General features: G+C 59.8%; 21 protein-coding genes and 1 other RNA gene. 10 read left to right on the top strand and 12 right to left on the bottom strand.

Features of this window, described 5'->3' with window-relative positions:
* Window positions 1-39: 39 nt before the first annotated feature.
* The 4 genes from PH552_RS28470 to PH552_RS28455 are packed head-to-tail and all read right to left on the bottom strand — an operon-like array spanning window position 40 to window position 4,823.
* Entirely contained in the window at window positions 40-1,698 is a 1,659-nt protein-coding gene (locus PH552_RS28470; protein ID WP_113249401.1) for a thiamine pyrophosphate-binding protein, read from the bottom strand.
* Window positions 1,695-2,897 carry a succinate--glutarate CoA-transferase gene (gene caiB, locus PH552_RS28465; protein WP_113249400.1) on the bottom strand — a complete coding sequence of 401 codons (1,203 nt, stop codon included), beginning with the start codon at window positions 2,895-2,897 and terminating at the stop codon, window positions 1,695-1,697. The genes PH552_RS28470 and caiB overlap by 4 nt, the downstream gene beginning before the upstream one ends.
* Window positions 2,898-2,911: 14 nt before the next feature.
* Window positions 2,912-3,871, bottom strand: coding sequence for a DMT family transporter (locus PH552_RS28460; RefSeq protein ID WP_113249399.1), 960 nt, complete (start codon window positions 3,869-3,871; stop codon window positions 2,912-2,914).
* A gap of 19 nt (window positions 3,872-3,890) precedes the next feature.
* Complete coding sequence (locus tag PH552_RS28455) at window positions 3,891-4,823, bottom strand: alpha/beta hydrolase (RefSeq protein ID WP_113249398.1); 933 nt, start codon at window positions 4,821-4,823, stop codon at window positions 3,891-3,893.
* 166 nt (window positions 4,824-4,989) lie between these two features.
* Between PH552_RS28455 and PH552_RS28450 the strand changes: the two genes are divergently transcribed.
* The 4 genes from PH552_RS28450 to metF all read left to right on the top strand — a co-directional run bounded on the left by PH552_RS28450 (window position 4,990) and on the right by metF (window position 9,646).
* Window positions 4,990-5,736: a ribonuclease T2 family protein gene (locus PH552_RS28450; RefSeq protein ID WP_113249397.1), complete on the top strand. Its 747-nt coding sequence runs from the start codon at window positions 4,990-4,992 to the stop codon at window positions 5,734-5,736.
* Between the two features lie 125 nt (window positions 5,737-5,861).
* Window positions 5,862-7,511 (top strand): energy-dependent translational throttle protein EttA, encoded by a 1,650-nt coding sequence (ettA, locus tag PH552_RS28445; protein WP_112342573.1) that lies wholly within the window; start codon window positions 5,862-5,864, stop codon window positions 7,509-7,511.
* A 205-nt stretch (window positions 7,512-7,716) separates the two neighbouring features.
* Window positions 7,717-8,742: an ArsR/SmtB family transcription factor gene (locus tag PH552_RS28440; RefSeq protein ID WP_112342572.1), complete on the top strand. Its 1,026-nt coding sequence runs from the start codon at window positions 7,717-7,719 to the stop codon at window positions 8,740-8,742.
* Between the two features lies 1 nt (window position 8,743).
* Window positions 8,744-9,646, top strand: coding sequence for a methylenetetrahydrofolate reductase [NAD(P)H] (gene metF, locus PH552_RS28435; protein ID WP_113249396.1), 903 nt, complete (start codon window positions 8,744-8,746; stop codon window positions 9,644-9,646).
* Window positions 9,647-10,055: 409 nt separating this feature from the next.
* Here metF and PH552_RS28430 read toward each other — a convergent pair whose 3' ends face one another.
* The 5 genes from PH552_RS28430 to PH552_RS28410 all read right to left on the bottom strand — a co-directional run bounded on the left by PH552_RS28430 (window position 10,056) and on the right by PH552_RS28410 (window position 15,391).
* Window positions 10,056-10,982, bottom strand: coding sequence for a DMT family transporter (locus PH552_RS28430; RefSeq protein ID WP_113249395.1), 927 nt, complete (start codon window positions 10,980-10,982; stop codon window positions 10,056-10,058).
* A gap of 160 nt (window positions 10,983-11,142) precedes the next feature.
* The gene (locus PH552_RS28425; RefSeq protein WP_145644385.1) at window positions 11,143-12,387 is read right to left on the bottom strand and encodes a lytic murein transglycosylase; all 1,245 of its coding nucleotides are present in this window, start codon (window positions 12,385-12,387) and stop codon (window positions 11,143-11,145) included.
* Window positions 12,388-12,467: 80 nt separating this feature from the next.
* A complete protein-coding gene (locus tag PH552_RS28420; protein ID WP_112342568.1) occupies window positions 12,468-13,259 on the bottom strand; it encodes a glycoside hydrolase family 25 protein in 792 nt (263 codons plus the stop codon).
* Between the two features lie 213 nt (window positions 13,260-13,472).
* The gene (locus PH552_RS28415; protein WP_113249393.1) at window positions 13,473-14,147 is read right to left on the bottom strand and encodes a class I SAM-dependent methyltransferase; all 675 of its coding nucleotides are present in this window, start codon (window positions 14,145-14,147) and stop codon (window positions 13,473-13,475) included.
* Window positions 14,144-15,391, bottom strand: a complete 1,248-nt coding sequence (locus tag PH552_RS28410; protein WP_112342566.1) for a BtaA family protein — start codon at window positions 15,389-15,391, stop codon at window positions 14,144-14,146. The genes PH552_RS28415 and PH552_RS28410 overlap by 4 nt, the downstream gene beginning before the upstream one ends.
* 191 nt (window positions 15,392-15,582) lie before the next feature.
* Between PH552_RS28410 and PH552_RS28405 the strand changes: the two genes are divergently transcribed.
* Window positions 15,583-16,971, top strand: coding sequence for a serine hydrolase domain-containing protein (locus PH552_RS28405; RefSeq protein WP_113249392.1), 1,389 nt, complete (start codon window positions 15,583-15,585; stop codon window positions 16,969-16,971).
* 126 nt (window positions 16,972-17,097) lie between these two features.
* Here PH552_RS28405 and PH552_RS28400 read toward each other — a convergent pair whose 3' ends face one another.
* From PH552_RS28400 to PH552_RS28390, 3 genes are all read right to left on the bottom strand, one after another.
* A complete protein-coding gene (locus tag PH552_RS28400) occupies window positions 17,098-18,261 on the bottom strand; it encodes a lytic transglycosylase domain-containing protein (RefSeq protein ID WP_113249391.1) in 1,164 nt (387 codons plus the stop codon).
* A gap of 133 nt (window positions 18,262-18,394) precedes the next feature.
* Window positions 18,395-19,030 (bottom strand): LysE family translocator, encoded by a 636-nt coding sequence (locus PH552_RS28395; protein ID WP_112342563.1) that lies wholly within the window; start codon window positions 19,028-19,030, stop codon window positions 18,395-18,397.
* Between the two features lie 141 nt (window positions 19,031-19,171).
* On the bottom strand, window positions 19,172-20,383 hold the full coding sequence (locus PH552_RS28390; RefSeq protein WP_113249390.1) for a pyrophosphate--fructose-6-phosphate 1-phosphotransferase: 1,212 nt from the start codon (window positions 20,381-20,383) through the stop codon (window positions 19,172-19,174).
* A 273-nt stretch (window positions 20,384-20,656) separates the two neighbouring features.
* On the opposite strand from PH552_RS28390, the gene PH552_RS28385 reads away from it, so the two are divergent.
* The 5 genes from PH552_RS28385 to rnpB all read left to right on the top strand — a co-directional run bounded on the left by PH552_RS28385 (window position 20,657) and on the right by rnpB (window position 24,690).
* Window positions 20,657-21,367 carry a J domain-containing protein gene (locus tag PH552_RS28385; RefSeq protein WP_112342561.1) on the top strand — a complete coding sequence of 237 codons (711 nt, stop codon included), beginning with the start codon at window positions 20,657-20,659 and terminating at the stop codon, window positions 21,365-21,367.
* Entirely contained in the window at window positions 21,364-22,125 is a 762-nt protein-coding gene (locus PH552_RS28380) for an N-acetylmuramoyl-L-alanine amidase (protein ID WP_113249389.1), read from the top strand. Before PH552_RS28385 ends, PH552_RS28380 begins: the two co-directional genes overlap by 4 nt.
* Window positions 22,126-22,390: 265 nt before the next feature.
* On the top strand, window positions 22,391-22,948 hold the full coding sequence (locus PH552_RS28375; RefSeq protein ID WP_113249388.1) for a lytic transglycosylase domain-containing protein: 558 nt from the start codon (window positions 22,391-22,393) through the stop codon (window positions 22,946-22,948).
* An 82-nt stretch (window positions 22,949-23,030) separates the two neighbouring features.
* Window positions 23,031-24,224, top strand: a complete 1,194-nt coding sequence (locus PH552_RS28370; protein ID WP_113249387.1) for an NAD(P)/FAD-dependent oxidoreductase — start codon at window positions 23,031-23,033, stop codon at window positions 24,222-24,224.
* A 67-nt stretch (window positions 24,225-24,291) separates the two neighbouring features.
* An RNA gene (gene rnpB, locus PH552_RS28365) (RNase P RNA component class A) lies at window positions 24,292-24,690 on the top strand.
* The last annotated feature ends 336 nt before the right edge of the window (window positions 24,691-25,026 follow it).

Here is a 25,026-nt window from a genome sequence, read left to right as displayed (position 1 = left end):
CGCGCCATCAGTAATTTTTTTAGGCCGGTGGGCTCGCGCTCATCGGCCTTTTGTTTGCGCGATTTCCGTCAGGGTGCGGGAAGGCGTGATCGCTTCCGGGTCGAGCGCTATCTCGATGATGGCCGGCTTGCCGCTCGCGCGCGCCCGCTCGAATGCCGGGCCGAATTCTGCCGTCGCCTTCACCGTTTCGCCGTGGCCGCCATAGGCGCGGGCAAGGGCCGCAAAATCCGGATTGTCGAGCGCCGTGGCGCTGACACGGCCGGGATATTCCCGTTCCTGATGCATGCGGATGGTGCCGTACATACCATTGTTGATGACCAAAGCGATCAGCGGCAGGCCATATTGAACGGCGGTCGCGAACTCCTGCCCATGCATCATGAAACAGCCGTCACCGGCAAAGCAGATGACTTCGCGCTCGGGAAAGAGCTGTTTCGCCGCAACCGCCGCCGGCAGACCGTAACCCATCGAGCCTGATGTCGGCGCCGCCTGCGTGTTGAAACGGCGGAAGCGGTGAAAGCGGTGCAGCCAGGTGGCATAATTGCCGGCGCCGTTGGTGAAGATCGCATCGTCGGCCGTATTGGCTTCGATCCAATCCATGATGCGGCCCATATGCACGGCACCGGGGCTCTTTTCCGGTGTCTTCGACCAGCTGAGATAGGCCGCGTGCATGCGTTCGGTGCGATCTGCCCAAGGCGTTTCGTGCGGTGGGTCCAAATCCACGAGAGCCGCAACGAAATCCGCCGGGCTGGCACAGATCGCCAGGTCCGGGCGATAGATGCGGCCGAGTTCCGAGGGATCGGGATGGACGTGGACGAACTGCTGGCGCGGGTAGGGGATATCGACAAGCGTGTAGCCGGAGGACGGCATCTCGGAGAGACGTCCGCCGAGCAGGATCAGCAGATCCGCTTCCTTGATTTCCTTTGCCAGCGCCGGGTTGATGCCGATGCCGACATCGCCGGCGTAGCTTGGATGCAGATGGTCGAACAGCATCTGCCGCCGGAAGGAGCAGCCGACCGGCAGTTTGAAACGCTCCGCGAATTGCCGGATGCCGACAACCGCCCCCTCGTTCCAGCGCGTGCCGCCGAGGATGACCATCGGCCGCTGTGCAGCCGCAAGGCGCTGGCGGAGATCGGCAAGCTGGCCGCGGCCCGGATGAGCGGCGACTGGGACATAGGGCAGCGCTTGCAGCGCCTCGACCTCATCGCGCAGCATGTCTTCGGGCAGGGTCAGCACCACGGGACCGGGGCGACCCGACGTTGCCACAGCAAAGGCGCGGGTGACGAATTCCGGAATGCGGGCGGCGGCGTCGATCTCGCCGACCCATTTGGCAAATTCGGTAAAGGCGCGCCGGAATTCCACTTCCTGAAAGGCTTCGCGCTCGCGGGCATCGCGCTGGACCTGACCGATGAACAGGATCATCGGGATCGAATCCTGCCGGGCTATGTGAAGGCCGGCGGAGGCGTTTGTGGCGCCGGGGCCGCGGGTGACCATGCAGATGCCCGGTTCGCCGGTCAATCGACCCCAGGCATCCGCCATCATTGCCGCCCCGCCTTCCTGGCGGCAAACGAGCACGTTGATATCGCTGTCATGCAGGGCATCGAGCACGGCGAGAAAGCTCTCGCCCGGTACGCAGGAAATGCGCTGCACACCATTGGCCTTCAAAGCCTCGACGATGAGTTGCCCGCCCGTTCGCTTCATGTCCCCGCCTTCCCCTCCAGTTCGGCCAATTCGGCCAGAACTTCCTCCTGATGTTCGCCAAGCCGCGGGCTTGGTCGCGTATAGGTCAGTGGGGTTTCCGACAGCACGATCGGCGTGCGCACGCTCGGAATGACGGTGCCGGCACTATCTTCGAGATCGATTCTCAGGCCGCGTGCCACAATCTGCGGATCGGCGAACATATCCTCGATCGTGTTGATGGCGCCGGCCGGAACGGCATTGGTCTCGCAGGCCCTCAGCAGATCCGCCTTGTTCCACTTCAACGTCTCGGCTGAGACGAAGGCGCGCACCTCGTTGCGGTTGGCGACGCGGGCCTTGTTGGTCGCATAGCGCTCGTCGTCGGCATTGGTTTCCACCCCGAGAATGGTGCAGAGGCGCCGGAACTGCCCATCATTGCCGACGGCAAGGATGAGATAGCCGTCGGCGGTGGGCACGACTTCATAGGGCGAGATATTCGGATGGGCGTTGCCGAGCCGCACCGGCGGTTTGCCGGAGATCAGATAGTTCATGTTCTGGTTGGCAAGCACGGCCGATTGTACATCGAGCAGCGCCATGTCGATCAGCTGTCCTGCTCCGGTCTTCAGAGCATGGATCAGGGCGGCCTCGATTGCGGAAACGGCATAGATGCCGGTGAAGATGTCGGCGATCGCAACACCGGCCTTCATCGGCTGTCCGTCCGGTTCGCCTGTGATCGACATGAAGCCGGACATGCCCTGAACGATATAATCATAGCCGGCGAGACTGGCATAAGGGCCGGCCTGGCCGAAGCCGGTAATCGAGCAATAGACGATGCGGGGATTGATCTTCTTCAGGCTTTCATAGTCCAGCCCGTACTTTACCAGGCCGCCGAGCTTGAAATTCTCGATCACTACATCGGCCGTCTTCACCAGGCGGCGCACCAGTTCTTGACCTTCCTCGGTCTTGAGATCGGCGATTACCGAGCGCTTGCCACGATTGGTGGAATGGTAATAGGCGGCCGAGAGATTTTCGCCGTCCTTGCCCTGGACGAAGGGTGGCCCCCATTGGCGGGTGTCGTCGCCGCCGTCGGGATTTTCCACCTTGATGACATCGGCGCCGAGATCGGCCAGCATCTGTCCGGCCCAGGGACCGGCGAGAACGCGGGCAAGCTCTATGACACGAATACCGGACAGCGGAGGTTTCTTGGTCTTGTGTTCTGTCATGTCGATCCACTCGCTTACGGCGTGAATGCAGTTTCAGATGTATCGGATACCGGCTTGGAAGCAAAGCGCCGCTCGCGCCAGAGAATGTAGAGCCCCGAGCCGATGATGATGAGGATGCCGAGCCATTTGATCGCATCCGGGAAATTGTCGAAGACGAGCCAGCCGAAGATCGTGGCGGAGACGATCTCGAAATATTGCAGCGGCGCGAGCGTCGAGGCCGGCACGGCGCGATAGGCATGCACCGTCAAGATGCCGGAAGCCGCCGCGGTGGCCCCGACCCCGAGCAGGTAGAGCATGGCAGCGAGATCCGGCATGACCGGATCGAGGATTGCGGATCCCGTCACCTTGCCGATGACAAGCAGGACCAGGCTGAAGCCGGTGCCCCACAGGCCGGTCTGGAACTGCATCGACCAGGCATCCTCGCTATGGGACACGACACGCGTGATCATGACATAGACTGCGATACAGAGCGCGGTGACGACGGGCAGCAGAGCGATGAAGCCGACTTCCTGAAAGCTCGGCTGGATGATCAGCATCGCGCCGAAAAAGCCGACGGCACAGGCGGTGTAGCGCCGCCAGCCGATGGTTTCCTTGAGGAAGATGCTGCTCAAAATGGTCAGCATCATCGGCTCGACGAAGAAGATGGCAATGGCATCGGCCACCTCCATCACCTGCAGCGTAGTGACGAAGGACACCATGGACAGCGTCAGCACCGCGGCACGAATGGCGTGGACGCCGCTGCGCCGCCATGTCCACGCGCCCCATTGCCCGCGCATCGCCATCATCGGCAGTGCAAAGAGCGACTGAAGGATGAAGCGGGCGGCGGTGACTTCCGCCGGTGGGATCGTGGATGCGGCGAGCTTGGAGAAGATGTCGATGATCGGCGAGAGGACGACGGAGAGAAACATCATCACCAAGCCGAAGGTCAGCTCCGATTGCAGCAATCGGCTCGAGGAGCCGCTGGAGGTGTTCATTGCAGAATTCCTATGAGAATCAGGTGCTTGCCGCCACCTCTTTGCACCAATCTGCAAAGCGGGAAATGGCTTCATCGGCACCGATTTCGTTGAGCGTCTCGTGCCGCATGTCGGGGTAGATCTCTGTTGTAATATGAGAGAAGCCGGCGCTTTTCAAATGGCTTGCCAGCCAGGAGATCGCTTTCGCATTATCGGTGGCCGGATCCTCGCCGCCGCCGACGAGATGAATGGGCATATCGCGTCGAAGCCGGTCGAGATAGATCTTTTGGGGTGCCCGGAAGGTAAGCTCGAATATGTCGAGCCAGAGCGAGACGGAAGCATCGAAGCCGCAAAGCGGATCGGCGATGTATTTGTCCACCTGCTCGGGGATGCGCGAAAGCCAGTCGAAGTCGGTGCGGCGATTTGCGATCGACCGGCCCCAGGTGCCGAAGGTCAGCTTCGGCAAGGGGCCGCTTGGAACGTCCGATCCCTTGAACATGCGCTCCGTCTTGAGAATGAGCTGGGCGGCGCGGCCCGCAAGGCCCGCATTGAAGTTGGAATTCCACACCGCGACGGCATCGAACTTGTCCGGATGCGTGACGACGGTGTTGAGGCTGATCAATCCACCCATGGAGTGGCCGAACAGGATGATCGGCAGTCCGGGATGAACGCCTGCGGCAAGCTCGCGCATGGCGAGCACATCGGCGATGACATGCTCCGCTCCACCTCTTCGCGCGAAGCGGCCGATGGGCGCTTCATGGGCAACGGTCTCGCCGTGGCCGCGATGATCGTGGGCGTAGACATGGAAGCCTTGACTGGCCATCGCCTCGGCAAAGGTCTCGTAGCGGCGGGAGTGTTCGGCAAGACCATGTGATATCAGCAGGATGCCGCGTGCTTCTGCCGCCGCTGGCACATGATGATAGGCGATCCTCGCGCCCGTCGGGCTATTCAGGCGCTGCGTATCCGCGAACATGCATTCGGTCCTCCCTATTGGGACGAAAGGTTATCATCCGACGGATTGCAATGGATAGGTGTCGAAGCACACAGAAATAAATCTTTCCGAGCACTACGATTCAGGATTGCGCCCGCGCGATCAAACTGCTTATTTGTTCCTATAATGTTCTAATTGGAGACCGGGAATGAGGCAGTTGCTTCGGGTATTTGCAGTTGTATTTCTTTCAGTCGGAACGGCCGCCAGCGCCATGGCGCAGGAGCATAGCCGCGGACGGACGCGTTTTATCCTGGCGGCAAGCTGGGAGCCGGCGTTTTGCGCGACGAACCAGAAGAAGGCCGAATGCCGAAACCAATCGTCGAGCAATTACGACGCCAAGAATTTCTCCCTGCATGGCCTCTGGCCGATGAGGCAGGAATATTGCGATGTTTCGGAGGATTTGAAGCAGGCGGATCGCGGCCGCGACTGGAAGGATCTGCCGGCGGTGGAGCTGTCGCAGGAGGTCAAGGCGAAGCTGGACAAGGTGATGCCGGGCACGCAATCCGGGCTCGAGCGGCATGAATGGATCAAGCATGGTACCTGCACGAAGCTCAGCGCCGACAAATATTTTTCCATCGCTACCGGTCTGATCGCGGAGCTCAATGCGTCGTCCGTGCGCGATCTGTTTGCGGAGAATATCGGCAAGGAGCTCGATGCCGAAAGCATCAAGGCCGCCTTCGACCAGAGTTTCGGTGAGGGTGCCAACGCGCGCATCAAGATGAGTTGCCGCCGTGTCGGCGATGTCAGGATGATTTCGGAGCTGACCATCGGCCTCTCGGAAGATGCGATCGAACCTCAAGAGGGCAACGAGCCGCGGCTCGCCAAACTGATCCAAAGCGCCGGCAGCACCGCCTTCGGCTGCGATCGCGGTGTGGTGGATGCAGCCGGCTTCTGAGAAAATACGGCTTTTCTGACGCGGATAATGCCCTCGGACGAGGTTTCGCCGTTGCCCGAGGGCGGGGTTTCGCCTACATAGCGGCACAATTCGCAATGTTATCCGCCTGTGGAGTAACCCAAGCTATGGCACGTCAGTTCATTTATCATATGGCCGGTCTGAATAAGTCCTATGGCGCCAAGAAGATCCTCGAGAATATCCATCTCTCGTTCTATCCCGATGCCAAAATCGGTATTCTCGGTCCGAACGGCGCAGGTAAGTCGACGGTGCTGCGCATCATGGCTGGCCTCGACAAGGAATATACCGGTGAAGCCTGGCTGGCCGAAGGCGCGACCATCGGCTATCTGCCACAGGAGCCGCAGCTCGATCCCAACAAGACGGTTTTCGAAAACGTCATGGAAGGCGTTGCCAAAAAAACCGAAATCCTCAATCGCTACAACGAATTGATGATGAACTATTCCGACGAGACTGCGGAAGAGGGGGCCAAGCTTCAGGATATCATCGACAGCCAGAACCTCTGGGATCTGGAAAGCCAGGTGGAAATGGCGATGGATGCATTGCGCTGCCCGCCGCGCGATGCCGAAGTCACCAGCCTTTCCGGCGGTGAGCGCCGCCGTATCGCGCTTTGCCGCCTGCTTCTGTCGCAGCCAGATCTGCTGCTGCTCGACGAACCGACCAACCATCTCGATGCCGAGACCATTGCCTGGCTGGAAAAGCACCTGCGCGACTATCCGGGTGCCGTGATGATGATCACCCACGACCGCTACTTCCTCGACAATGTTACTGGCTGGATTCTCGAACTCGACCGCGGCCGCGGCATTCCCTACGAAGGCAACTACTCCGCCTATCTGCAGGCCAAGGCCAAGCGCATGCTACAGGAAGCCCGTGAAGAAGCTGGCCGCCAGAAGGCGATCAGCCGCGAACAGGAATGGATCGCCTCCAGCCCCAAAGCCCGTCAGGCCAAGTCCAAGGCGCGTATCAACGCTTACGAGCAGCTGGTCGATGCTGCCGAAAATCAGCGTCCTGGCGATGCGCAGATCATCATTCCGGTCAGCGAGCGTCTCGGTCAGGTGGTGATCGAGATGGAGGGTATCACCAAGGGTTTCGAAGGCCGCACGCTGATCAAGGATCTGTCGATCAAGCTGCCGCCCGGCGGTATCGTCGGCATCATCGGCCCGAATGGCGCCGGCAAGACGACCCTGTTCAAGATGATCACCGGGCAGGAAAAGCCGGATTCCGGCTCGATCCGCATCGGCGAGACGGTGCATCTCAGCTATGTCGACCAGAGCCGCGACGCGCTTGATGGTAACAAGACGGTATGGGAGGAAATCTCCGGCGGCGCTGAAGTCATCAAGCTCGGCAAGTTCGATATGAACTCGCGCGCCTATTGCGGCGCCTTTAACTTCAAGGGCGGCGACCAGCAGCAGAAGGTCGGCAATCTCTCCGGCGGTCAGCGCAACCGCGTGCACCTGGCCAAGATGCTGAAGTCCGGCGGCAACGTGCTTCTGCTCGACGAACCGACCAACGACCTCGATACGGAAACGCTGGGAGCGCTGGAAAGCGCGCTCGAAAACTTCGCGGGCTGCGCCATCATCATCAGCCACGATCGCATGTTCCTCGACCGCCTGGCCACGCATATCCTGGCCTTTGAGGGCGAAGGCCATGTCGAATGGTTCGAAGGCAATTTCGAAGATTACGAGCAGGACAAGGTCCGCCGCCTCGGCCCCGATGCTCTCAATCCGGGCAGCCAGGCGCATAAGCGACTGACACGATAAGTTTGCTGTCTTTCCGTTATGGAGAAGGAGAACCCCGGCAGTTCACAGGCCGGGGTTTTTCTTTGCGGTAGTGCAGGAAGCATACATTCCCCAGCCGACAAAAAATAACAGATTTCCGACGCCCCACCGGTCTCTATGGCGATTAGTGCTTGCGGAGTTCATTCAAATCACATAAAGATATCTTTATATCTTGATTGGGTGTCGAATGACGGATGTGGTGAAGCTCGGCTTGGATGAAGTTGTGGACGTGCTGAAGGCGGTCGGCGAACCGACGCGGCTACGCCTCATGGCATTACTCGCAGCAAGCGATCTGACCGTCACCGATCTTACCGAAATTCTCGGCCAGTCGCAGCCCCGCATCTCGCGGCATCTGAAGCTGCTTGGCGAAGCCGGCCTGATCGACCGCTATCAGGAAGGCGCTTGGGCTTATTTCCGCTTGAAGCAGGAGGGCAAGGCGGTGACCTTGGCGCGTACGCTTCTGCGCCACACCGCCGAGAAGGACACCGTTCTTCTGCGTGACGGCGAGCGCCTTGCTTCGGTCAAGCGCATCCGTGCCGAACGGGCGCAGGCCTATTTCAGTCGCAATGCCGCCGAGTGGGACGAACTGCGTCGCCTGCATGTCGCCGACGAGGATGTCGACAAGGCGCTGATCGAGCTGATCGGCCCGCAGCCGATCGATTCCTTCCTCGATCTCGGGACGGGTACGGGCCGGATGCTGCAGCTCCTGGCTGGCCACTATCGTCGCGCCGTCGGCATCGATGCCAGCCGTGACATGCTCGCGGTCGCCCGTGCCAATCTCGATCGTGCCAACATCACCGCTGCGTCGGTGCGCCATGGCGATATTTTCAACCTGCCGCTCGAGCAGCAGGATTTCGATCTGATCACCATCCATCAGGTGCTGCATTTCCTCGATCAGCCGGAGATTGCCGTTGCCGAGGCGGCGCGAATGCTGCGGCCCGGCGGCCGGCTCGTCATCATCGATCTTGCGCCGCACGCGCTTGAATATCTGCGCGACGAGCATGCGCATTTGCGTCTCGGCTTCTCGGACCAGACAATATCGGATTGGCTGAAGCTGGCGGGGCTCGATGTCGAGCGCGTGCAGCACCTCCATTCGGAGAGGGAAGGCGGCCCGGCGCTGACAGTCAGCATCTGGCTGGCGCGCGATCCGCGGCTGCTCATGGCAACCGACCAAGGCCACCAGTCGTCCCCCATTCTTGCCGGGAGAGTTTGACATGTCCTCGAGATCCGAAAGTCTTAGTGACGGTATCCGCATCTCCTTCGAGTTCTTTCCGCCGAAGTCGGAGGAAGCGGAGCAACAGCTGTGGGCCACCGTGGCAGATCTTAGCGATTGGGAGCCGGAGTTCGTTTCGGTGACCTACGGGGCAGGTGGCTCGACCAAGGCGCCGACGCTTTCCGCCGTGCGCAAGATGATCCATGAAACACCGTTCACGACGGCATCGCATCTCACCTGTGTCGGCGCAACACGCGAAGATACGCATCGGGTGATCGATGAGTTCCTGGCTGCCGGCGTTCGCCGTTTCGTCGCGTTGCGCGGCGATCCGCCCGGCGGTGTCGGCTCGGCCTACCAGCCGCATCCGGGCGGTTATGCCAATGCTGCCGAATTGGTGGGCGCGTTGCGGGAGCGCGGCGATTTCGATATCTCCGTATCCGCCTATCCGGAAAAGCATCCAGAAAGCCGCGACACGGCTGCAGATATCGACATGCTGAAGCGCAAGGCCGAGAACGGCGCCGACCGGGCGCTGACGCAGTTCTTCTTCGATAATGACGCATTCGAGCGCTATCATGATCGCGTTCGTGCGGCCGGCATCCGGATCCCCGTTGTGCCCGGCATCATGCCGATCCAGAACCTCACGCAGCTCAAGCGCTTTGCCGGTGCGTGCGGCGCCAGTATCCCGTCCTGGCTTGACGATCGTTTCGATGGTTTGGATGAGAATGTCGAGGAACGCGCCAAGGTTGCTGCGGATGTTGCGGCCGAGCAGATCCAGGATCTCATACGCCGCGGCATTCATGAGTTTCATCTTTACACGATGAACCGCTCGGCGCTCGTCTCAGCCGTCCTTGAGCGGCTGGGGCTTCAGCGCAAGGTGGATGCGCGCGCCGGCGCCGCCGCCTGAGCATTTCGCCCGGTATGAAAAAGCGCATGTCCGGCCCGGGCATGCGCTTTTCTAATAAGGCAGGGGTTTTGTTAGCTTTTCGGAGTTTGATCGTCTGCGAATTTCGTCAAAGCCGTCAGATGAAAAGCATCGTTACGACAAAAGCGAAGGCCGCACCGACCACTAGGACGTTGATGGATCGCGTCAATCCCATGTCTTCCTCCTCAGTCAGCCGTTAAATTTTATGTCGAAAATATGTCGTTTGGAAAGCAAATTCGATGCTGCGACGCGGCATGAGGTTGGTGCTTCGATTCAGATAATCGCGACAGTATTTTGATTTTACTATGAAAATTCCAGCCGCCTGCTAAGTGACGGGTTGTGAATAAGTATTAACATGCTGTGACCGAAGACCACTCGATGGAGCGGCCAATCATGTTGTGCGCGTTCGTGTGCCGTGTTTCATCCATGCATAGAGCCGGCCGTCGAGGACGAGCAGACCCGCGCCGATCAGCACCATGCCGGCGATCTCGGCGAAGCCAAGCCGCTCATCCAGGAACAGGAAGCCAAGCAGAAGTGCGCTTGGCGGCACCAGCAGTGTCACCAGTGAAGCATTCGTGGCGCCGGCAAGCGCCATGATGCGAAAGTAGAGAATATAGGCGAAAGCCGTCGACAGCAGTGCCAAGCCTAGAATAGCCGCGATCGCCGTCGCCGGCGGTGCCGCAAGAGACCAGGGTTGGTCAACGGTCACGGCGACCGGCAGCATGATCAGCGAGGAAGCGGTCAATTGACCGGCCGCAACGACGGGTGGGGCGATGCCCTTGAAGCGTTTGGCGTAGATGGCGGCAAAGCCATAGGAAATCGCCGCGAGGATTGGCAGGGACAATGCCCAGAAGGGAACCGAGCCGCCGGTGGTGACGCTTGGTCCGAGCAGCACTGCCGTCCCGATCAGTCCGGTGAAACAGCCGATGAGCTTCGCTGACGTGAGGCGTTCGTCGGTGGTCAGCTGGTTGCCGATCAGGACGGTCCAGATTGGTGTGGTTGCGTTGAGGATGGAGGCAAGACCGGCGCCCATCTGCGTTTGACCGAAGAAGATCAGGGTATGCGGCACGGCATTGTTGATGAGCCCCAGCAGGAGGAATTGCAGCCACTGGGTCCGTAATACCTGGTAGATGCCAAAGCGGCCGGCAAGGTAGAGATGCAGCGCCAGCGCCGCCAGAGACAGGCGCAGAAGAACGAGCGTAAAGGGCGGAACATGATGGACCGCAATACGGGCAAAGAAAAACGAGCCGCCCCAGATCAGCCCGAGCAACAGCAGCAGCCCCCAGGTCAAGGCGCTCATCCGGTTTTCGTTACTCATTGTCGTCTCCCCCGTTTCAGCCCATGTAACCCGGGAGAGGGCTGGGGTTCCACCCGTTTTCTGCTCGAATCCGCGGTAGTCGGCTTTCGAGGAGCTGGCGGAATTCCGCATAGCAAAAAGGCGGCTCGGAGCCGCCTTTTCGATAGGGATGCAAAAGAGGTCAAAGCGCGTTGAGCAGCGCCGTGGTTGCCCAGCCATCCGCCGGCATGCCGAGACGGAATTGTTCCTTCTGGATGGCGACGCGCGTACCGGAGCCGAGAATGCCGTCGATCTTGCCGACATCGTAGCCGCGGGCCACGAGCTTGGTCTGAAGCGCCTTCATGTCGACATCGTTCAGGCCTGCCTCAGGCGTGCCTTTGCTATAGGGCGGGGCACCGGCAAAGCGGGTGGCGAAGTAGGCGGCCGAGGTCGTGTAGATGAACGACTGGTTCCAGCCGAGATAAGTATTGTAGTTCGGATAGGTCAGGAAGGCAGGCCCTTTGCGACCCTGCGGCAGGATGAGAGCAGCGGGAAGGGAGCCGAAGCTCGTGTTGCCGTCGCGCGGGGTGACGCCGAGCTTGAACCAATCGCCAGCCGTCAGCGTGCCGCCGATGCCGGATTTTTCCCAGGGGAGATTGTCCGGGACTGTTACTTCCTGCAGCCAGGGCTGACCGCGCTGGAAGCCGAGATGCTGGAGGAATCGTGCTGTCGTCAGAATGACGTCAGGTGCGCTGGTCTTGAGGTTGACATGGCCATCGCCATCGCCATCCGTGCCATAAGCGATGATATCGGGGGGCAGCATCTGCGTCTGGCCGATTTCACCGGCCCATGCACCCGTGGTCGTTTCCGGATCAACATCGCCACGCTGCACCAGCTCGATCAGCGCAATCAGGCGCGGACGGAAGAAGTCCGGCCGGCGGCAGTCGTGCGAAAGGGTGACCAGCGCGTTGCGTGTGTTGAAATTGCCCTGAACGGCGCCGAAGTCCGTTTCCATGGCCCAGAAGGCGGTGATGACGCCGGGAGGAACGCCATAGTCCTTTTCGGCCTTGGCGAAGACATCGGCATACTGCTTCATCTTCTGGCGGCCGATGTCGAGGCGGCCCTGGCTGACGGTGCGCTGGGAAAACTCGAGGAAGGTCTGGCGGAAGACGCCCTGGCTGCGGTCCATGGCGAGAACCTTCTGGTCGATCTGCGCGCCAGCGAGCGTCTTGTCTGCGGCGGCTGCATCCGCGCCGTCAGCGATCGCCTCCGCCTTCACCCCGGCCAGGAATGCGGTGAGATCGCCACCACAGGCTACTTTTGGAGTGGCGTCGCTGCTAGCGGGCGGCACGGCTGCTGGAGCCGCACTTTGAGCCATCGCCGTACCGGTCATGGCTGAAGCGAAGAGCAACGCAAGAGCGCTGCGTCGAATGGTGTGACGATCCATGAGCGATCCTTCCCAGGTGATAGAATAGGGTCGCTTTCACAGAAGATTGTGACATAAGCAAGAGTGAAATGGGCTCAGTCTTAAGAATTTCCCTGCTTCTCTACTGCCGCCACCCAGTTTTGCCAGTTTTGCTCTGAGCCGCCGAAAACATTGATATCCGTCGGACCTTTGATGCCGGGTATGACGCCTGTCGAGGTATATTGCCAGAAGGCCCAGCTGCGATCCGCGTAGGTCTCTTTCGGGTGCTTGGCGACCGAACGGACCCAGAAGTGATAGTCCTTGAAGTAACCGACGAGATTTTCGCGATGGAAATCCACTGATGTATAGATGATCGGGCGCTTGCCGTAATAGGCCTGCAGGCGATCCATAAAGCGCTTGATCTCGCTGCGTACCGTTTCAGGAGCCGGCCTAGTCTTGCAGGTCGGGGAGCCCGGGTTCCATTCAACGTCGACGACGGGTGGAAGCGCCATTGTATCCTTCGGCACGTTGCGGATGAACCAATCGGCCTGTTCGTCGGCGGTGGAGCAGAAATAGAAGAAATGATAGGGCGCATGCAGAAGTCCGGCAGCGTTGGCTTCCTGCCAATATTCCGTAAAGCGCGGATCGATCCGGTCCTTACCCTCCGTCGCCTTGATGAAGACGAAGGCGACCCCCGACCCCTTCACCGCCTTCCAATCGATATCGCCCTGCCATTTGGAAACGTCGATGCCGTGGATGGGATGACGCTGCGGATGGTCGCGGCCGAAATCCTGCGGTTTCGTATCGCTGAACCTGGTCTTGGGAAGGGCAGCCGTCGAAAGGGCGTCATAGCCCGTCGTGCAGCCATTCAAGAAGAGGGCGAGCGGCAGTAGACATGCCAGAAGCCGGCGCATGCGTAACCCGTTATGGCGCGAGTGATCTTGCTGCCCCAAGGCTTGGCTTCCGTAATATGGTCCCCGAGAATCCGAAAGAGCGGCAGACCATGCCGTTGCCGGCTGGTCTTGCCACTTTATTCACCATATCAACGTAAAAAATGCGTTATCTTCAAGCAAATTCTTATGCTTGGCGTATTCTTTGACGGATTTTGCGCTGGAATCCGCCACCGCTCAGATGCCGGGCCTGCTAGCAACAGCGCGCCAGGCATAGCCGCGACCGATCCTTTCGGTCTTCACGGACATGCCGCGTACCTGGGCCTTGTCTTGAAGCACGGTCAGAAGGTCGGCGCGCGGATCGACGTGGAACCTCTTCAACCAACCCTTCAGAAGTGCCCTGAACCAGCGCGGCAGGCCTTCCTGCTGGCCGAAATCGACGATATGCAGTTCGCCGCCCGGAGCAACGGCATCGAGCGAAGCATCGATTGCGCTTTTCCAGTCCGGGATCATCGACAGCGCGTAGGAAATCATCACGCGGTCGAACCCGCCCACGCCGAAATCGGCGGGCGAAAAGGCAGTCGCGTCGGCAACGCGGAAATCCGGCATCTGCTGCAGACCACGGAAATTATTTCGCGCCGAAATCAGCATTTCCTGGGAGATGTCGAGGCCATAGAAGCGAGCGGAGGGGAAGCGGCGATAGGCGAGCAACATGTTGCGGCCGGTGCCGCAGCCCACTTCTAGGAAGGAGCCGCCGGCAGGCACATTCAGGTGCTCGATCGTGCGGTCACGCCCGAACAGGTAGTATTTGCGGGTCAGGTCATAGATGTGGCGCTGATAGCGGTACATGCCGTCCATCAGCTTGGCATGGTTGTTATCGCTGGTTTCTATGCCCGTATCCGCCTGGCTCACGCTTTTTTTCCATAAATGTGGAAGCCGCCGTAGATGGCCGAGCGATCGCGTGCATTGAGCTCCTGCGAACGCTCCTCGAAATAGACCCATTGGTCGCGGATCGCTGGAGAAAGACGACCCTCGATGATGCTCTTTTCGGCGGCCGTGCGGAAGATGACGCGGGCGCCTTCGCGCGCCGTACGGGTAATCTCGGCCCAGAGACTGTTGAGCTGCTCGTCCGTCATCCAGTCCTGCGCATCAAGCAGGACATAGCGATCGCGCGAGGCGGCCGGCTTCGAGGCCAGAAGCTCGGTGAAATTGGCGTGATGCACGTCGACGCGGTCGGCATTGGCGCGGATTGCGGCATAGTGCTCCGGCTTGAGATAGGTCGGCAGTGGACCCTGATGCTGGGCGGCGTAGCGACGCGCGAACGCCTGCCAGGCAAAATAGTTGTCGCGCATCGGGAAATGACAGGCGAGCTTTTCAAGACGGTGCTTCAGCACGGCAGAAATGGAATCGTCGCCTGCAAGGCTTGCGAGTTCGTCATATTGCTGCGGCGGAATGCCGAGACCGAAGAGCGAGCTTTTGCGGCCAAGCAGCCAGCGAACGGCCCGCTTATCAAAGATCGGAGCGATTTCTTCGTCGAAGAACTGGCGCTGTTCGCGCATGGTGCGGGCTTGCGTCATCTTGTCGAGACGAACGCCATTCAGGCGCGCCAGCACATGGGCCGCGCCGATGAAGCGGCCGAGAAGGCCGGTCTTGTAGATATTGCGATTGAAGACTGTGATCCGGCGGCGGCCATAGAGGTCGCGACCGTCCCAATAGCTGGAGGTCGCCGCGTCGAGGCGCGATGCGATGAACTGGTCGTAGGCCTGGCTGTTGGCGGTAACGCCCGGGGTGCCGAAGAAGCGCACCAGGTCTGCATGGCCGGGTAATAAGCGGAAGGCTGCGAGCTTCAGCTTGTTGAGTGCGATGTGATGACGGTTCAGGTCAACGACATCGATCGAGGCAGGGTTCTGCGAGAGATAGGCGAGCATGTTGCAGCCGCCGGAACCGATGGTGACGATGCGGTGATGCGGCTGAAGCTCCATCGCTTCCATGTCGACATCCGGATCCTCCCAGATTTGCGGATAGACGAGGCCCGAGAACAGCATTCCGAAGAGGCGCTCGGAGAGGCCGGCCTTGGACAGCGCCTTATGCTGCAGGAGAGCGTCCTTGAGTTTCCGGTTCTTTTGGAGACCGGCATCCGGGGCGAATTCCGTCATCTGAGTCTTGTCACCAATTTGTGAGGTTCAGGGCGTGTAACCCGGCAATGCTACAGTCTGATGACGCGGGCTGTTGGCAGATCAGGCGGAAAAGCACCCTTGCACATATTTAAGGTGCCGCAATCATCATAGGCCTTTCATATTGCTGCGTTTCCTGATTGTCTCCACGTACCTTTTGGAGGGCGTGTGACATGCGTTTGATATCGAGAGTGATCGGGGCTCTTATTGTTTTGCTGCTGATCATTGTCGCCGGCGGAGCCGTCTGGCTTTCCCTTTATCCGCCGGAATTGCTCAAGGTTGGCGATGGCTATGCCGCAAAGATGGTCTGCTCGAACACGTTCGTGGCAAAACGCGATCCGGACAAGGTGCTGGAAGAAGACGTGCAGGCCCCCGGCAATCCTGCGCTGAAACTCATCCGCGTTTCCGTCGATCGCGACGAAGGTGTCGTGACCGCCCGTTTCCTTGGTTTGTTTGCGCCCAATTATGCGCTTTATCGCGGTGCGCTCGGCTGTACGACGGTTCCCGACGGCGATTTGCAGGGAGCGCGCAGTGCCGTCTTCCTGAACAAGATCAAGGCTCCGAAGAGTGATGCGTTATGGCCGGATGGGGATGTGGTCAACGTCGGTCAGGACGAGCAGGGGGCGAAGCTTGCCAATATCGTCACGAATCCGGATCTCGCCGGCCCGGCCATGCGGGCGATCGTGGTCGTCAAGGACGGGCATATCGTCGCCGAGACCTATGGCGACGGCTTCAGCAAGGCGACACCTCTCATCGGCTGGTCGATGACGAAAACCGTCAATGCCGCCATCATCGGTCGCCTGATGCTGGCGGGGCGTATGTCTTTCGACGATCAAAACCTTTTGCCGCAATGGAGCGCGGACGAGCGCAGGAACATCAAGCTCAGCGATCTCCTTGCCATGGAAAGCGGTCTTGTCTTCAACGAGTCCTATGGCAGCGTGTCCGATGTGACACGCATGCTCTATCTCGATCCGGATACGACCAGCGTTGCGGCCGGTGCGCGTCAGGTCGCAGCGCCAGGCGAGCGCTTCAGCTATTCGAGCGGTACGTCAACCCTGCTTTCGCGCCTTTGGATGAATCGGTTGCCCAATCTGAGTACCGCCATCTCCTATCCGCGAGAAGCGCTTTTCGGACCGCTCGGCATGTACAGCGCCGTTTTGGAGGCCGATGAGCGCGGGACCTTTGTTGGCAGTTCCTATCTTTACGCCAATGCTCGCGACTGGGCGCGTTTCGGTCAGTTCCTGCTTCAGGACGGCGTCTGGAACGGGCATCGGTTGCTTCCTGAGGGTTTCGTCGGCGCCATGCGCACGCCGACAAAGGCGTCGGAAGGCGTCTATTCTCAGGTTCAGGCCTGGCTTGCAGGTCCGGGCGGCTCGAATGCGCAATACGGTCTGCCCGCAGATACGTTCTGGATGAGCGGCCACGACGGCCAGACGGTAGCCATCGTTCCGTCCGCCAATCTCGTTGTCGTGCGGATGGGATTGACGCCGGCCTGGGCGGACTACCGGCCGCAGATCCTGCTGAAACGGATCATGGATGTGATAAAGCCGGCCTCGAACTAGGGCGGGTCCAGGAGCGTTGGCCGCGGTTTTGCCGGGAATTGGGCAAAGACGAAGAGATCGGACGGTTCGGCGCTTCGATGAGACGCTGAACCGTTCCAAGCCGGCTTTCAAAATGCCTTGATGAAATCAGTAATTGCCGTTGGCGACATCTGTCAGGCCCTTGCGCTTGGCATCGTAATAGTAGCCACGTGCATAAAGCTGGACGGCATTGCTTTCCTTGTTTGCAGCCTTGCTGTCTGCCGTCATCCAGGCGCCGCGCAGATATTTTGCGGCGTATTTGATGTTGGTTTCGGCATCGAGCAGGCCGGACGCCGGGCCTTGGTAACCCATGGACTTGGCCGTATTGTACTTGATCTGCATCAGACCGAAATATCCGGCCCGGTTATAGGCCTTCGGATTATAGCGGCTCTCGCGGTGAACAACGCGATGGATCAGCGATTCCGGGATTTCATAGAGCTTGGCATATTTCTGGATGAGCTTTGAGACGTAGCTCTTTTCCTCGGCCGGCACATCTGAATCATAGTTGGAGGTCGTCGTCGTCACCACTGCGGGAACGACGGTCGGGCCGCTGCTGTCGAAATTGAAGTCATAATGCATGCGGTTGTCCACATAGCGCGGCTGGCCGATCTGTGCCGGCGTCGCGAAAGCGACTTCGGCCTGCGCTTCGGATCCCGGACGCGGCGTCGGCACGGCAACCTGAATGGCGGCAATATCCGACGTCATCGGAATGGTCGGTTCACCTTGCGCGACGGAGGCCGAGACCGGCGTCAGGGCGGCATCGCCGGGGCGTGCCGGATTGGGCATGGGGATTGCGACCACGGAAGGCACGAGCGGCACGTCGGATGCGGCATAGGCCGCGGCTGTCGTGGTATTGGCGGCGGGTGCACCGGTTGCCGCGGCAATTGCGATCGTTCCCTGGTTAGGCGCATTTGCCGCCGGGGTACCGAAACGCGCTTGCGCCGCATCAATCTGCTGCTGGTTCACGGCGCCGGGGGCGGCGTTGACCGAGCCTGGGGCAACGCGGCCGGATTTTGCCAGGGCCACCTGTTGCTGCGGCTGCCGCGGGCCGATGAATGTCGGCGCTACTGCGGCCATTGCCGGGCCGCCCGTAGACGAGGCAGCGCCGGTTGCGGTCAGGGTCGTATTCGGATGCGGCACGTTGGTGTGTGCCGACGGGAGTTCTGCCTGAGACGTCTGCTGCTGAGTGCTTGCGCACCCGGCAAGAGCGCCGTACATCATTGCCGAAAAGGCAACGCTGCGCTTCAGGCTGGGAAATCCGATCGCTACCATTCTGTCACTTTCGAAAAGCCAAACCTAATTTCGATGTAATTCGGCCACAGGACCGCCAAATTCGGTCACAGGATCGATAAAATTATGAATCCCCATTAACCTATCCGTGATCGGCCCGCAACCCTGCACAGCCTCAGGCGGCCATCCGGCGGTATCCGGCGGTCACGGCACCGGCGGCAATCAACAGGGTACCACCCGTTCTGTTGACCGCGCGTTGCACGCTTGCCTTGCGGATGAAGCCGCGCGCCATGTCGGCGACGAACACGTAAATGAGCGAGTTCAGGGCCGCCAACGTGAGGAAGGTCGCCTCCAAAATAAGCGTTTGCGCAAGAAATGGCTTCGACAGGTCGAGAAATTGCGGCACGAAGGCGATGAAGAACACAATGCTCTTCGGGTTGAGTGCCGTTACAACATATGCGTGCAGCATGATTTTTAATGGTTTTTCCTCGGGTAGATTGTCATTGTCGCCCAGCGGACCCGTAACGATCGGCGCTCTCCACAGCTTGATTCCGAGGAAAACGAGATAGGCGGCGCCGATCAGCTTGAGAATCGTGAACAGTGCCGCCGAAGTGGCGAGAAGGGCTCCGAGGCCAGCCAGGGAAGCGGTCATTGCCGTAAAATCGCCCAAAGTGACACCGGTCACGGTGGCCAGGGCCGTCTTACGCCCGTGGCCCAGCGCATAGGATATGACAAGGAGAATGGTCGGACCCGGGATGGCCAGCATGATGCAGGACGCGGCGGCGAAAGCGAGCCAGGTTTCGATGGACATAGAATCCTCCTCTATTCCTCTTCCGCCGCCAGCAAAGACACCGGATTTGCGATCCGTCAATCCGCTTGATCGCAGATCAGGCCGCTTGATCATCGATCAGGCCGCCTGATTGTGAATTCAGTCCGATTGATCGTCGATCAATCAGGCTTGTGTATATTTCTGCCCGATATGGTCCATCACGTCGGCGAACCATGGCTGGGTGATGTCGAATGCCTTGCCGCCCTTGATGCGGGGGAATTCGATGGCACGCAGCTTGCCGCCCTGTCCTTCGTCATGGCCGGTGACGCCAGATACCTTGTTGAGCGCACTTTCCACCGCAAGATCGACCATGCCCTGGATCAGGCGGAGATCCTCGCCATTTGCGGGGGCGGAGCGTGCGAAATAGCCCGACTTCTGCACCATGGAGCGTTCGGCGCCGATAATCGCTGCGAACTGCTTCTGGAACCAGCCGCCGACATTGATCGTATCGATCTTCACGTGGCCGAAAGCATCGCGCTTGACGGTTTCTCCGGCCGCCTCGCGTTCGGCGACGATGGCTTCGAGACCTGCGCCTTCCGATACGAACAGCGTCACCTGGCCGGTCTTCTCCATGATGGCGCGCAGACGTTCGCCTTCCGCTTCGATGTCGAACAGCATTTCCGGCAGATAAAGGCCGTCGATGCGCTTCAATTCGGCATTCATCATGAAGCCGTCGACATATTCGTTGGCGCTGCTCTTCTGGATATAGGCGCGCGCCGTTGCGGCCGTCAGCCAGCCGCAGTGGCGGCCCATCACTTCATGAATGACCAATGTGCGCGGCGCGGCAGTCTGTTCGTTGCTGACGTTATCGAAGAAATGCGCGCCGACCTCGGCTGCCGTCCAGGCGCCAAGAGACTGACGGATCGGCACCACATCGTTATCAACAGTCTTCGGCAGGCCGACGACGGTCAGATCATAGCCGTTGGCGCCGAGATAGGCGGCAAGGTCCGCCGCTGTGGTATTGGTGTCGTCGCCGCCGATCGTGTGAAGGATGGTGATGCCGTCGGAAGCCAGTCGCTCGGCTGCGACGCGCAGCGGGTTTTCGCCTTCCTTGACCAGACCGCGCTTGACGCAATCGGCAATGTTGGTGAGCTTGACGCGGCTGTTGCCGATCGGCGAGCCGCCATAGCGGTGCAACAGATAGGCCTGTTCGCGCATGGTCGCGGTCACTTCGATGCTGTCTCCGAGCAGCACACCCTGATAGCCGGAACGATAGGCGATGATGTCGAGATCAGGTGCCACGTCGCTGTAGCGCTGGATCAGCCCGCCAACCGCGGAAGAAAGGCAGGGTGCCAATCCGCCGGCGGTGAGCATTGCGACTTTCTGTTTGGCCATGGAGATCCTCCTTGCAGTCAAGCTGCTTCATTTCAATGGTTGCGGTGGGAATGGATGCGACAGGCAGGCATGGGTGTAAAGTAAAGAATTTAAGAAATTCGCGGTTTGTTTTGCCGCTGGAGGGCAGATCGTGCACAATTGGATGAGGTGCGACGTCCGCAATCATTACCAAATTGTGAAAAGAGTTTTCCGCCTTGCGACGAATGGACTGCTTGCAATGGCAACCATAATTTGATCAAGGTGTTCTACTGTTTAGAGGCCGTTGGAACCACCATGTCGTTTTGGGAAAAATTGCTGAATGCTATCGGTAGCACTGCCGGCAATGCCCTGTCCGCGGTGGTCGAGGCTATTCGCACCGTGTTCGAAGGCGATCCGGAAACCCGACGCAAAGTGGCCTTTTCCGTCGCCATCATCGCGCTTTCGGCCAAGATGGCGAAGGCTGACGGCGTGGTGACGGAAAACGAAATCAATGCGTTTCGCGAGATATTCGAATTTCCTCCCGACCAGGCCAAGAATGTCGCACGTCTTTATAATCTGGCGCGTCAGGACGTCGCCGGTTACGAGGCCTATGCGGAGCGACTGGCCTCGCTTTGCGAGACCTGCACGAAGAATTGCCCGGTGCTGGAAGACGTGCTGGACGGGCTATTCCATATCGCCAAGGCCGACGGCTTGATCCATGAGAAGGAAATGGCCTTCCTTCAGCATGTCGCCGAAATCTTCCACATGAGCGAGCAGCGGTTCGAACAGATCATGGCCCGCCATGTGAGTGCTGGCGGCCGCGATCCCTATAAGGTGCTCGGCGTATCGCGGCAGGACGATTTTCCGACAATCCGTCGCCGCTACCATGGCCTCGTCTATGAGAACCATCCGGATCGCCTCGTGTCGCGAGGGGTTCCCGAAGAGTTTCATGCCATTGCCAACGAGCGCATGGCAGCCCTGAATGCGGCTTATGCCGAGATCGAGAAAGAACGCCGCGCCGCATGAGTGCATTTAAGGCCGATTTCGCTCGCGCCCATGTGCAGCCTTCGCCGAACCATGGGGAGAGGCGGGATGGACGGCGGCCCGACATCATTCTTCTGCATTATACCGGCATGGGCACGGCCGAGGGCGCGCTCGATTGGCTCTGTCGCCCGGAGAGCCAGGTGTCGAGCCACTATTTCGTTTTCGAGGACGGCCGCATCGTTCAGCTCGTTCCGGAAGAGCGCCGCGCCTGGCATGCGGGCAAGAGCTCCTGGCATGGCGATATCGATATCAATTCGCGGTCGATCGGCATCGAGATCGCGAATGCCGGCCATCCGGGCGGACTGCCGGATTTTCCCGACGCGCAGATCGAAGCAGTCGTCGAACTGTGTCGCGATTGCGGCCAACGCTGGGCAATCGCGCCGGAACGCGTGCTCGGACACTCCGACGTGGCACCCGTGCGAAAGGTGGATCCGGGCGAGAAATTCCCTTGGGCGGAGCTGGCTAAGGCAGGGGTGGGACATTGGGTGGAACCGACGCCGATCACCGGCGGAAGGTTCTTCCAGAAGGGCGATGTCGGTCAACCGATCGAAGCGCTGCAGTCCATGCTCTCACTTTATGGCTACAGTACTGAAATAACAGGGGAATTCTCAGAGAAGCTGAAGGGGGACGTGGAAGCCTTTCAGCGTCATTTCCGCCAGGAGCGTGTGGATGGCATTGCCGATTTTTCCACGATCGATACGCTTCATCGCCTCCTGTCCGCGCTGCCTCGCTATTCGTAGCCTTTTGCCGGCACCGGCTATGTTTATAGCCGGCTATTGATGTGAAAATGCGTAACTCCCTGCTACGCCACATCTTTTCCCTATTATCTCCGCATTGCATTGGTCTAACGACGCTCGCTGAACGGCGGTCGCGCCGTCTGGGTTTGTGTGTCGCGCGGCCGTAGACGACTAATGGGGACTGTGCATTCCGGCGGCTCTTTTTGCCTCCAGCCGGACGTGATGGCTTGTGCTGTCCGCGGTCCCGCCCCTGGAGACAAAAGACTACATGAAAAATTTGATTGTTGCGGCTGCAGCATGCGTGGGCGTGCTGCTGGCGGGATATGATTGCGCCTTTGCGGGCCAGCGTGACGCAAGGCAGAAAACGCTTCCACTCAAGATCGTCAGCCGCACCACCGGCTTTCCGATGCCAAACGTTCCCGCCGAATTGCGTGATGCAGAAACCTCCTTCGCACGACAAAATCGTTATACCGGCCTAATTGCCAAATATGCCAAGCAGAACGGCGTTGCAGTCGAACTGGCGACCGCCGTCATCAAGATCGAAAGCAATTTCAATCCGAAAACCCGGGGTAGTGCAGGCGAGATCGGCCTGATGCAGATCAAGCCGGCAACGGCGCGGCTGATGGGATATTCCGGAGGAACCAAGGGGCTCTACGATCCCGAGACGAACATCAAGTTCGGCATGAAGTACCTGGCCATGGCGCAGGATCTCGGCGGCGGTCAGACCTGCAATACCATCCTCAAATACAATGCGGGTCACGGCGCCACGCGCATGAACCCGATCTCGAAACGTTATTGCGGCAAGGTGCTGGCGCTTCTGGACTGACGTTATCCGAGCCAGGAATTGCGGAGTAGGGCGGAATCGTCTTCCATGCTATCGAACCACTGTTGTTCACGAGGATCATAGCATGGCAGCGGATTTCAGGTTCATCGTCGTCGGCAGGGGTATGATGGGGGCAGCTGCTGCCCGCCACCTGGCCAGGCAGACCGACGGCATTGCCGTCATCGGGCCGGATGAACCCGAACATCGCGCCAGTCATCAGGGCGTCTTCGGCAGCCATTACGACGAGGGCCGCATCACCCGGACGATCGATCCCGATGCCGATTGGGCCCGCCTGGCGAACCGTTCGATCAGCCGCTATGCGGAAATCGAACGGGATAGCGGCATCCAGTTCTATGCGTCGGTCGGCTGCCTTGTTGTAGGGCCGGAGCGGGGTGGTGAAATAGCTTATGTCGGTGATGTCGTAGAAGCGGCCAGGCGGCTCGGCGTTCAAACGGAAGTCCTCGGCGACGCGGAACTCGAGAAGAAGTTCCCTTTCTTCTCGTTCGCATCGGGAAGCGAAGGTGTCTTTGAACCGCGTGGGGCAGGCCATATCAGTCCGCGCCGGCTGGTGAAGGCACAGTCCCTGCTGGCGGAAAAAGCCGGCGCCCGCATCATCAAGCAGACGGCATTATCGATCCGCGACGAGGGTGGTCTGGCGGTCGTCACGACAGCGGAGGGCGAGACTTTCAGCGCGGAAAAAGTCCTCCTGGCCGCCGGAGGTTTCTCCATTGCGGAGAATCTCTTGCCGCGGCCCGTTGAGATGAAGGTTTATGGCCGCACGGTTACTTTCTTCGAGGTGAGCGAGACGGAATCCGAAGCCTTTTCCGGCATGCCGTCGCTGATATCGAAGGCAGCTGATGATGTGGAGAGCATCTATATGCTGCCGCCGATCCGCTATCCGGACGGCAAATATTACATCAAGATCGGCGGCGATCCCGATGATCTTCAATTCGAGACCGAGGCGGAATTGCGTGCCTGGTTCCGTACAGCCGGCCGCGATAAGGCACGCGAGCATCTGGTGCGGATATTCCATGGGCTCGTTCCCGGCGTGAGGCGGCCACCGGCCTTCACCAATTCCTGTGCCGTCTCCTATTCGCCAACGAGCTATCCCATGATCGGTTATACCTCTTCGCCGCGTGTTGCGATTCTGACTGGCGGATGTGGCATGGCTGCAAAGAGTTCCGACGAAATTGGTAGGCTGGGGGCGGAACTGCTGCTCGCAGGCCGAATCAAGGACGAAGGCTACGGCACGGATTTCTCAGCGCATTTCCGCAATTGACATCCAGCGCCCACGAGGCCGCATATTTCGATGGCAATTGCGGTCGGTCTCGGTTAATGAGCCAGTGCCAGTTGGCCGGGCAGCCGCGCTTCATCAATGCTGAAAGGCGATGGGGTGAGGAAAGTCCGGGCTCCACGGAAACACGGTGCCGGATAACGTCCGGCGGGGGCAACCTCAGGGAAAGTGCCACAGAAAGCAAACCGCCCGGCCTTGCGCCGGGTAAGGGTGAAAGGGTGGGGTAAGAGCCCACCGCGTCTCTGGCAACAGCGACGGCACGGAAAACCCCACCGGGAGCAAAACCGAATAGGGATGACACGGGGCGCGCAAGCGCTCCAGCCTGTTTCCGGGCCGGTCATCCGGGTGGGTTGCAAGAGGCGTCGCGCAAGCGCCGTCCCAGATGAATGGCTGCCACGTTCCGGCCTCGGCCGGAGCCATACAGAACCCGGCTTACAGGCCAACTGGCAAATCATCACGCCTGCGGGAGGAAAGGCGCGCTCCCGCTTTCCGCAAATAATTTCGAGAGTGGCGACGTGCCCGGATTTCCGGGGTTTGCGGCCCTGGCAGGCGGGGCGTTTCGCCTGTGAAAACAATCCGTTTCGGGACGTTGGTTGAGGCCGATCCTAACCTTTCGTTAAACTTAACGGCTTATGAATATTCAGGCTGCGGCCACGTGTGACGTGGCTTCATCCCATTGACGCCCATATGGTCCCATGGTATCCCAAAAGAACACTGCACAAGGGCAAATCAGAGCCCAATCATCGCAAAGCCATGATTGCTCCCGTTCTGGGGGTGTCGAAGGGGT

Origin of the sequence: Rhizobium aureum (genome assembly GCF_030182495.1) — a bacterium.
GTDB lineage: Bacteria > Pseudomonadota > Alphaproteobacteria > Rhizobiales > Rhizobiaceae > Rhizobium > Rhizobium tropici_C.
Note: the sequence above shows the minus strand (reverse complement) of the source record. Positions and strands in the feature narration are given on the sequence as shown.